General features: G+C 29.8%; 1 protein-coding gene. It reads left to right on the forward strand.

The features are described from left to right. The first annotated feature begins 14 nt into the window (after nt 1–14). The gene (locus tag AJ885_RS07720; protein ID WP_070281056.1) at nt 15–1,094 is read left to right on the forward strand and encodes a phage tail protein; all 1,080 of its coding nucleotides are present in this window, start codon (nt 15–17) and stop codon (nt 1,092–1,094) included. Nucleotides 1,095–1,186 lie beyond the last annotated feature (92 nt).

Consider the following 1,186-nt stretch of genomic DNA (forward strand, 5'->3'; position numbering starts at 1 on the left):
AAAGGAGTGTATTAATGGCAAAAAGTGAATACTATACCATACTAACAAAAATTGGCATTGCTAAATTTATTGCCGCAAGAGCAAGTGGAAATGGTATCAATTTAAAAAGCTTTAAATTAAGTTCAAAAGTTATTTTACCCAGTGAAGAAATGCAAAGTTTAGAAGAGATTGTTTATGAAGCTAATATTAGTAGCAAAAGCGTGGATGAAAGCAATCCAAACTATGTGAATTTAATGTGTCATGTGCCAAGCAATGTAGGGGGATTTGAAGTTAATGCAGTAGGCGTTTATGATGAAGCAGGAGATTTGCTTGCAGTTGGAAATGTCCCACGCACCTACAAACCTGTCTTAAAAGAAGGCAGCGCTAAAGAGCTTATGATAAAAATTGTCATGGAGCTTTCTAATGCAGAGGAAGTTATTTTAAAACTAGATCCTAGTGTAATCATGGCAAGTCGTGATTATGTGGATGCTATTAAAGTGGAACTCAATCTTAAAATTGATGCTTTAACGCAAAAATATGATGCAGAGTTTAAAAAAGTATGGGATGAGTTTGCTAAATATCTTTTAGAAAATAAATTTAATACAGAAATTGCCAAATATGTTACTTTAGCTACTAATCAAACCATTACAGGAGCTAAAGACTTTACCAAACTACCTACAAGCTCTATAAAAGCTACAAATGACAATCAATTTGTAAATTTAGCTACCTTAAAAGAAAATCAACTCAATTTAAAAGATCCAGAACTTTTAGCATTGATAGGGTTTAATACCTATCTTGATGGAACTTCTTTACTTAAATCTCATTCTATGTCTAATAATGTGATATACACAAATACAACAGGAGGAAAAACACCTATTGCAATAAAAATTCAACAAATCGATAATGTAATCAGTCAAGCTAGTATTAGTATATACATAAATAATTCTTTAATAAAAAAAATAAATGCTATACAATACACTAATTCAACAGGTAAATATATTCCATTAACACATTATGAAGGTATTTTGAAACCAAATGACACATATAAAATAGAATTGTTTAATATTGTTATGGATAAGCCAAATATTGAGGCAACAATTTTAAATGTCAGATAAGGAGAAAAAATGAAATATTTTATAGACAAAAACAATAATAATCAAATTTATGCTTATGAGGATGAAGTGAGCAATGAGCAAATTAAAACAGG

Source organism: Campylobacter sp. BCW_6464 (assembly GCF_001762775.1).
Taxonomy (GTDB): domain Bacteria; phylum Campylobacterota; class Campylobacteria; order Campylobacterales; family Campylobacteraceae; genus Campylobacter_D; species Campylobacter_D jejuni.

What these genes read in the sequence shown, in the direction of transcription:
- AJ885_RS07720 (WP_070281056.1), top strand. Translation starts at nt 15, where the DNA reads ATGGCAAAAAGTGAATACTATACCATACTAACAAAAATTGGCATTGCT.